6 protein-coding genes are annotated in these 7,007 nt (G+C 68.2%); 1 reads left to right on the top strand and 5 read right to left on the bottom strand.

All coding sequences use genetic code 11. The annotated features are described in order from the left end of the window. Positions 1–3,008 (bottom strand): host specificity factor TipJ family phage tail protein (locus RISW2_RS22270; protein ID WP_211238744.1); only part of this gene is annotated, 3,008 nt, incomplete at its 3' end. Between the two features lie 197 nt (positions 3,009–3,205). Between RISW2_RS22270 and RISW2_RS24875 the strand changes: the two genes are divergently transcribed. Continuing rightward, the gene (locus RISW2_RS24875) at positions 3,206–3,535 is read left to right on the top strand and encodes an O-antigen ligase family protein (protein ID WP_156943970.1); all 330 of its coding nucleotides are present in this window, start codon (positions 3,206–3,208) and stop codon (positions 3,533–3,535) included. Positions 3,536–3,794: 259 nt separating this feature from the next. Here the strand turns inward: RISW2_RS24875 and RISW2_RS22265 are convergent, their stop codons facing one another. The 4 genes from RISW2_RS22265 to RISW2_RS25140 form a co-directional block, all read right to left on the bottom strand. Continuing rightward, positions 3,795–4,196 (bottom strand): NlpC/P60 family protein, encoded by a 402-nt coding sequence (locus RISW2_RS22265; RefSeq protein WP_051492337.1) that lies wholly within the window; start codon positions 4,194–4,196, stop codon positions 3,795–3,797. Further along, positions 4,196–4,669, bottom strand: coding sequence for a DUF1833 family protein (locus tag RISW2_RS22260; RefSeq protein ID WP_043775387.1), 474 nt, complete (start codon positions 4,667–4,669; stop codon positions 4,196–4,198). Before RISW2_RS22260 ends, RISW2_RS22265 begins: the two co-directional genes overlap by 1 nt. Beyond that, positions 4,669–5,019 carry a hypothetical protein gene (locus tag RISW2_RS22255; protein ID WP_043775385.1) on the bottom strand — a complete coding sequence of 117 codons (351 nt, stop codon included), beginning with the start codon at positions 5,017–5,019 and terminating at the stop codon, positions 4,669–4,671. The genes RISW2_RS22260 and RISW2_RS22255 overlap by 1 nt, the downstream gene beginning before the upstream one ends. Positions 5,020–5,022: 3 nt before the next feature. After that, on the bottom strand, positions 5,023–7,007 hold a 1,985-nt coding region (locus RISW2_RS25140), incomplete at its 5' end, for a coiled-coil domain-containing protein (RefSeq protein ID WP_043775383.1).

Here is a 7,007-nt window from a genome sequence, read left to right as displayed (position 1 = left end):
AGCCGGTAATCCCCGTAGGCCGCGATCGCAGAGTCGCGCAGCTCGGCGACGACGCCTTCCGCCTCCTCGAGCTCGGCATCGTGCCGGGTCAACGCCTCCTCGATCTCGGCGCGCAGCTCGTCCGCGAGGTCCTCCGCCGAGAGCCGCACGTCGGGCGCCGTGACGGCGAGCCACGCGGTCCAGACCAGGTCGACCGGCCCGGGCGCGACGTGACTCATCCGAACCTCGTAGGTCTCGCCCGGCACGATGTTGCCCGAGACGATCGTGGCGCCTTCCTGCGCCTCGGCGCGGCCGCCCTGCTGCACCACCTGCCCCGTCGCCTGGACACGGACCTGCCAAGTCATCTGCCGGATCCGCGAGGGCGGCGGCGTCCAGGTGAGCCGGAGGCCCGGGCGGCGCTGCCCGCCCGCACTGTCCAACACGATGAAGGGCTCGACCGCGAAGCCCTGCACCGTGGGAGGCAGCGACAGCAGGCCGCCGATCTGGTGCGCCAGGACGAACGCGGGCTGCGACGTCCGGAACTCGGCGTCCTGGGCGATCACGCGGATGTCGTACTGCGCGCCGCGCTGGACGCCGGTGATCCGTGCCTCGCCCGCGAGCGCGCTCACCGTCATCGTCTGCCACGAGTCGGTCCCCGTCAGGCGCCAGCTCACCAGGGCGTTGCGGGCCTGTGTCACGCGCCAGTTGCCGGCCGGCGCGAAGCCCGGCTCGAACGACACGATGATCGTCGGCAGCACGTCGCCCTGCGCCGATTGCGGCAGCGACTGTTCCCGCGTCAGCACCTGCAGGATGCGCGGCTGCGCGGGCCCGACGAGGCCGAGGCCGACCGGTTCGCTGAGGTCGCTCTCGAACGCGCCCTCGTCGATCGCGTCGTAGAGCTCGGGCACGTAGGGCAGCAGCGCGATCTCCGCCTGCATGTCCTCGCCCCGCTCGATGTCCGAGATGAGGCAGAGCTGCGCCTCGCCGTCGACCGGACCGAACAGGAACAGGTCGCCCGCGTTGATGTTCGTCGCGTCCGACACGGTGATCTTGTCGGTCGTCCCGGTGCCGGTGGCCGTGAGCAGGAGCATCACGCCGTCGCGGGTGCGCACGCGGACATTGTAGCTGCCGCCGGCATCGAAGGTCACCGGCTCGTCGACCGTGAGCGTGACGCCGTCCACGTCCTTGATGCGCCCGGCAGTGTCGCCGATCAGCGCGGCGTCGTGGCTGAAGGCGACCAGGTCGCCCCGCCGCGCGAGCAGGTGCTCGAAGTCCATCGACACCTGGTAGGGCGCGGCGCGCAGGATGCGCGACAGCAGCAGGAAGCGCCCGAAGAGCTGCGCCTGCTCGACGATCGAGATGCCGTCCGGGTTGACCACCTCGAACCGCGTCGCGTTGGCGGCGCTGTAGCCCTGCGCGTAGACGATCACCTCGTCGTCGGCGTAGTCCTTCTCCCGGTTGCGGAACTGGACGCGCAGGGCGTGCAGCTCCTCCGGCGCGTTGATCTGCCCGCTGAAGTTCCACGAGTTGCGCGGCGTGATCGCCTGCACGACCGTGTCGCGTGCCTTGTCGATCACCACGCCGAACCGGTCGTCATACATGGTCGGGCTGGCGAACCCGGCCGTGGCGATCGCCGTCAGGACCGCCGCCACGCTGTTCTGCCCCTGCAGCACGTTCTCGTAGGTCAGCCCGAGCGCGGTGCAGTGCTCGAACCATTCGCCGAGGTTGTCGTCGGCCGTGTTCGCCGAGGTCACCGGCCGGGCGTTGCTGGGGCTGGTCAGCACGTCCCGGAAGAGCGCGGCCGGGTTGCTGGTGTAGCCGCTCGAGTTCCAGTTGCTTCCGTTCCAGGTCGGGACCGCGCGCTCGACGATGGCGTTGAACTCGTCGATCACGCCCGACAGCTCGTCGTTCGCCTTGATGACCAGCGCCGTCTTGGCGATGCCGGGTGCGTTGACCGGCGCCTCGTTCCGGAAGCTGCGCAGCGCCGTCCAGAAGGCGTCGATGATGTGCTCGTTGTCGTCTGCCTCGAGGTCGTTCACCCGCAGGCGGATCTCGAACTGCCCCGGCACCGGCGGCTTGACGTTCGTGGCGTAGCGGACGGTCGAGGCCGCCTCGCGGTTCTCGCGCACTTCCCAGAACGGAATCCACGTCGGGGAGCCCACGGCGCGGTATTCGCCCAGCAGCTCGAAGTTCGTGTTGCTCCGACCCTCGTCGGTCACCTCGTAGATGCCGTTCGGGAAGGTCACCGTCACGCCGAACTCGTCGGTGTCCTCGGCGGTCTCGCGGGTTGACCAGTCGTCGTTGATCTTGACGTTCAGCGACTGCTGGTCGGCGTCCCGCGGGAACAGCGACAGCGTGCCGGTGCCGTCGAGGTCGTGCTCGATCTCGACGCCCTCGAAGCTGTCGAGCGACGTGTTGCCGATGCGCAGGTCCGACAGGCGCACCGGGCCGCGCCCCCAGACGAAGAGGAGGCGCAGGTACTGATCCTCGCCGCGCACCTCGGTGTAGGGCGCCGCGCCGTAGGGCGGCGCGAACCGCATCCGCCCCATGACGATGGGCACGGCGTCCCACTGGATCAGCCGGTTGCGCGAGCCGCTGATCGAGTAGCGGTCGGGCCCGCGGTCCGCGCCGATCGAGGGCGTCTCGGGCCGCAGGAGGCTGCTGGCGGCGGCCTGGACCGCGAAGGTGACGGCGAGGCCCACCGCCTGCGCCAGGAGCCCGCCGCCGAGGAACGACAGCCCGGCCACCCACTGCCCCGCGAAGCTCGCGAAGAGCGCGATCGCGCCCGAGATGCCCGGCACCGCCCGCAGCGCCAGCGCGGCGCCCGCCTCCGGCCGCGTGTCGGCCCACGCCTCGCGCGGGACGTGCGTCTCGCCGTTGAACACCTCGACCAGGTCGAGGTCCATCCCGAGCGCGCGGGCAAGGTCGTCCATCGCCCAGTCAAGCGACACGCCGACCGGGTACTGGTGCACCGACGCGCCCGGCAGGCACGGGTCCTCGACCATGCGGATGGAATAGACGTCAGGCATCAGGGCGGTGTTTCCATTCGAGGCGGCAGAGACCGCGAGACGCACGCGGCCCCCGCCGCCCGCGTCGCGGAGGGCAGGCTGATCCAGGAATCGGACCGCGTGCATGTTTCGTTGTTCAGATGGAGCCGCCGGAGACTCGACTCAGCCTCCGGCGGCGATCACCATCGCAGTCGCCAAACCAAGCGATGGAGCTTCTATTGACCGCGCCGAAATACGTTGATCCCGACCGGAGCTATTTCGTCCTTGAGACGCCAACGGGGCCAAAAATGCGGATCAAAGCAGATCTGCCTGTGGAAAGCAGAGCTTTCGCCGGCGGTCTCATCATTGCCATACAAGCCCTTGTAGGCCGTCTCGACCAGGAAACCGACAATCACGATTGGCGCATCTTCTTGTACCGAGACATCTTCCGAATGATCGATGACGCACCAATCGCCGGTACAGGAACCGAGGAAGAAAAACAGCTACACGAAGCTCTCGCGATCATCACGCAGGCCTTTGGACTCGGGCAGCCGGGGGTCAACATGTGAGCTTTCGGGCTTGGTGATCCGTACGCCGTGAAAAACCCATTTTCCGGTGCGGAGGTCCACGGAAACCCCGACGCCTGCCTCAGGGTCGTAGTCCTTAGATCGGTGAATGGCGCCGTGTCGCCAGATGAATAGCTCTCGGTGAAGCCTTTCCCGAAGCTTGGGAGCGGCGAACCCCGCGAGGCAACCGAGGAGAAAAGCGAGGATCATTGGCGATTTCCCCTATTAGATGGCCGGGCGTTGCACGCGGATGGAATAGACGTCAGGCAATGCGGTAGGCCCCTAGCCAGCGCCACGGCGCGCGGCGCAGATCCTCGACGATCGCGCCCGTGGTGATTTCAATGTGCAGGACGTGGTGCGGGCCAGTCAGGACGCCGCAGTGCAGCCTCGTCGCCTTGCCGGCCCGGAATCCCTTCATGTGCAGCATGTCGCCGTCGCGCGCGTCCTCGGGCGGCACCGGCACGACCGGCACGCCGGCGAAGAACGTGCCCTCGGCGAGCGCGATGCCGGCCTGCACCATCCGCACCGGCTCGTCGTGGCGCGGCAGGCGGCGGCCGAACACCTCCTCCTGCACCAGGCACAGGAGCCCCCAGCAGCAGGCACCCGCGCGGCTGTATCCCCTCTCGGCGTAGGGGATGCCGACATACTGCGCTGACCAGTGCATCAGAACAGGCCGGGGAACGCGCCGGGTGTGAAGGACTCGGCCGGGAACGGCTCGGACTGGTAGGACCGGAACGCGAGCCGCGCGGTGATCTGCTCGAGGGTGTAGCGCCACTCGACCGCCTCGAGGTTCGTGTACTGCGCACCGACGATGTTCGGCTCGTCCTTCGCGACGATCTGGATCGTGACCGTCGCGCGCGTGCCCGATGCCGCCGCCGTGCGCGCGTAGGCCAGCACGTCGCGCGAGATGTTCGCCGCCTGCAGCGTCATCACGGGCTGCTCGTCCGGCTTGTCGGCCATCAGCACGACGCTGAACGGGTAGGCCTCGAACACCTCGCCGTTGCTGGTCAGGTCGGCCGTGTCGTTCACGATGCGCCGCGTACCGGCGATCGGGTGCGAGAAGGTGGCCAGCACCAGGACGAGCGTGCCGGTCTGCTGCGCCGTCGCCGCGCGGATGAGCGTCTGGGACAGGGCCATCAGGGCAGGATCTCCAGCTCGGCGTCGACGGTAAACACCGCACCCGACCGGCCCACCGCGTAATCGAGGATCCGGAACTCGTACTCGGTGCAGTCGAATGGGTCCGTCGCGGTGAACGACAGCGCGCCGAGCTTCAGGTCGTCGCGGTAGAAAACCTCGAATGCCTGCAGCTGGGCCTTGGTCAGCCGGTGAATGCGCCCGGGCCGCGAGCGCGACGCGGCCGAGAAGCGTGGGCGCGTCTTGTCCGGCCCCGCACTCATAGGTGTCCGGATCGTCGTGTTGATGGGCGCGCTCCGCGTCATCGCGGCGGCATCGGGGAAGAACGGCAGGGACGCGGGCCAGGTCGGCATGGCTTACCTCGTCGTCAGGCGCGGCCGCGCCGTCGTGGTCTGTTTCAGGTCCCGGGCGAGGCCCCGCCCGTCGCGCACGTCGCTGCGCATCTTCGCCTCGATCGCCTGCGCTGCCTGCACCGCCCTCGCGTCGATGCGCGCCGAGATCGTCCCGTCGTCGCCCAGCGTCAGGGCCGACGGCGACAGGACGACCTTGACGATCTGCGGGCCACCCCCGCCGCCCGGCCCGCTGAGCGCCTGCTGAGCCTGTGCGGTCGAGAGGATGCGGCCATTCACGGCTGGAATGAACGGTTCGGGGCCCATCTCGCCCACCATGTAGGCGCGGCCGGCGCTGACAGTGCCGCCAGATGCGCGCATTCCGTTCAAGCTGAGCGATCCAGCGCCCGATCCGAAGGAGCCCATGGGGTTCCCCGCCCCGCCGCCCCCCATCCAGCCCATGCTGGTGGCGATCTCGGTAATCATGCTCTGGATGCGCGATGCGATCAGTTCGGCCGCGATCTGCTTGAACACGTTCCCGAGCGCCTCGCCCATGTTCTCGCCGTTGACGATGGCTTGGGCCATGGCGTTCGAAACGCCCTCGATCGCGTCGATGATCGACTCGTGCTCGGCAGCGAACCGCTCGGCCTCGATGTTCGCCAGGGCCGCGTTGTACTGGTCGGCGGTCAGTTCGCCCCGCGCCTGCAGTTCGTTCAGATCGGCGAGCTTGCGCTCGTACTCCTCGAGCGGGCCCTCGAGGTCGCGCAGGATGCGGTCGCGCTCGGAAAGGAGCCGGTTCGTCTCCTGCTCTGCCTTGCGCTCGGCCTCGGATTTCCCGCCGCGACCACCGCCGCTCTTGCCGCCGCCGCTGGACAGCTTCGGCGGCTTGTAATTTTCGAGCCACTGGATCGCCTCGGCGTTCTGGCGATCGTAGATGCTCCCGCCCATCTCGCGCGGGTCGCCGCCTCGGCCGCCGTACTGCATACCCGTGTTCGGGTCGGTCGTGCTTGTGACGCCCACGCCCTGCGGGCCCAGCTTGGCGAGGGCCTGCGCCGTGGCGAGTGAGATGCCAAGCGCCTCGGCAAGACGCATCGCTGCAGAGACACCGCCGTCCAGCGCCCCGGGGATGCCCGCCGCAGCAATTGCGACGCCCTCTGCGCTGGTTGCCGCCTTGACGAGCTGGTCTACGGTCTTTGCCGCTTCCCCGTTCCCCTGCGCGATCAGCGCATTCACGAGATCAAGTTCGGCCTGCTGTTTCTCAATGGTGCCGACGAGCTCTTCTTCTGTGCTCAGAACCTGCTCCACGGCGGCGAGACGCTCCCGCTCTCGGGAAACCGCATCGTCCATAGACGTGGGGCCTTCGGGCAGGTTTAGGGTCCGCTCTCTAAGCGCCTGGATCTGGCGGACGCCCTCTTCCGCGTCAGAGATCATGCCCTCCAAGGTGGCCTTGTTCTCTTTCAGGGATTCGCTCAGAGCGCTCTTTTGCTGCTCGAGTCGAACCATCTCCAGTGCGGCCAAAGCTTCTCTCGCCTGCGCCTCAAGCTTCAGCGAAGAGAGGATTGCAGGCGTGATCTCGGACTGTGCCACTCCGCTCAGGCGGATAGCGGCAGTGTAGCGATCCTGCGCCTCGCGCGCCGCTTCGATAGCGCTGGTGGCCGAACTGTAGGCCGCCTGCACGTCGATCTTCTCGATTCCCTCCTTCGCACCCATGGCGGCCTGCGCCACGCCGAAGAGGATCGGGATCGCCGCGCCGGCCGCGATACCGAGCGCCCCGAAACCGAGCGCGAGGTCCGGCGCCTGGATGGCCAGAGCCTGCAGGTAATTGCCCGTCGCCGCGCCTTGCTGAGCGACCTGGGAAAGCTGCATGGACGCCTGACGAAGTCCGCCGCTGGCCATTGCGGAGGCGCCGCGGTCGACATCCCGAAAGCTCCGCTCGACGTTCTTGTTGGCGGCCTTGAACCGGTTTTCGTTGTTCCTGGCGGTTCGGGCGGTCTGCGTCTCGATGCGCTTCA

This window comes from Roseivivax isoporae LMG 25204 (genome assembly GCF_000521865.1).
Classification (GTDB): Bacteria; Pseudomonadota; Alphaproteobacteria; order Rhodobacterales; family Rhodobacteraceae; genus Roseivivax; species Roseivivax isoporae.
This window is presented reverse-complemented; position numbering and strand designations above follow the sequence as displayed.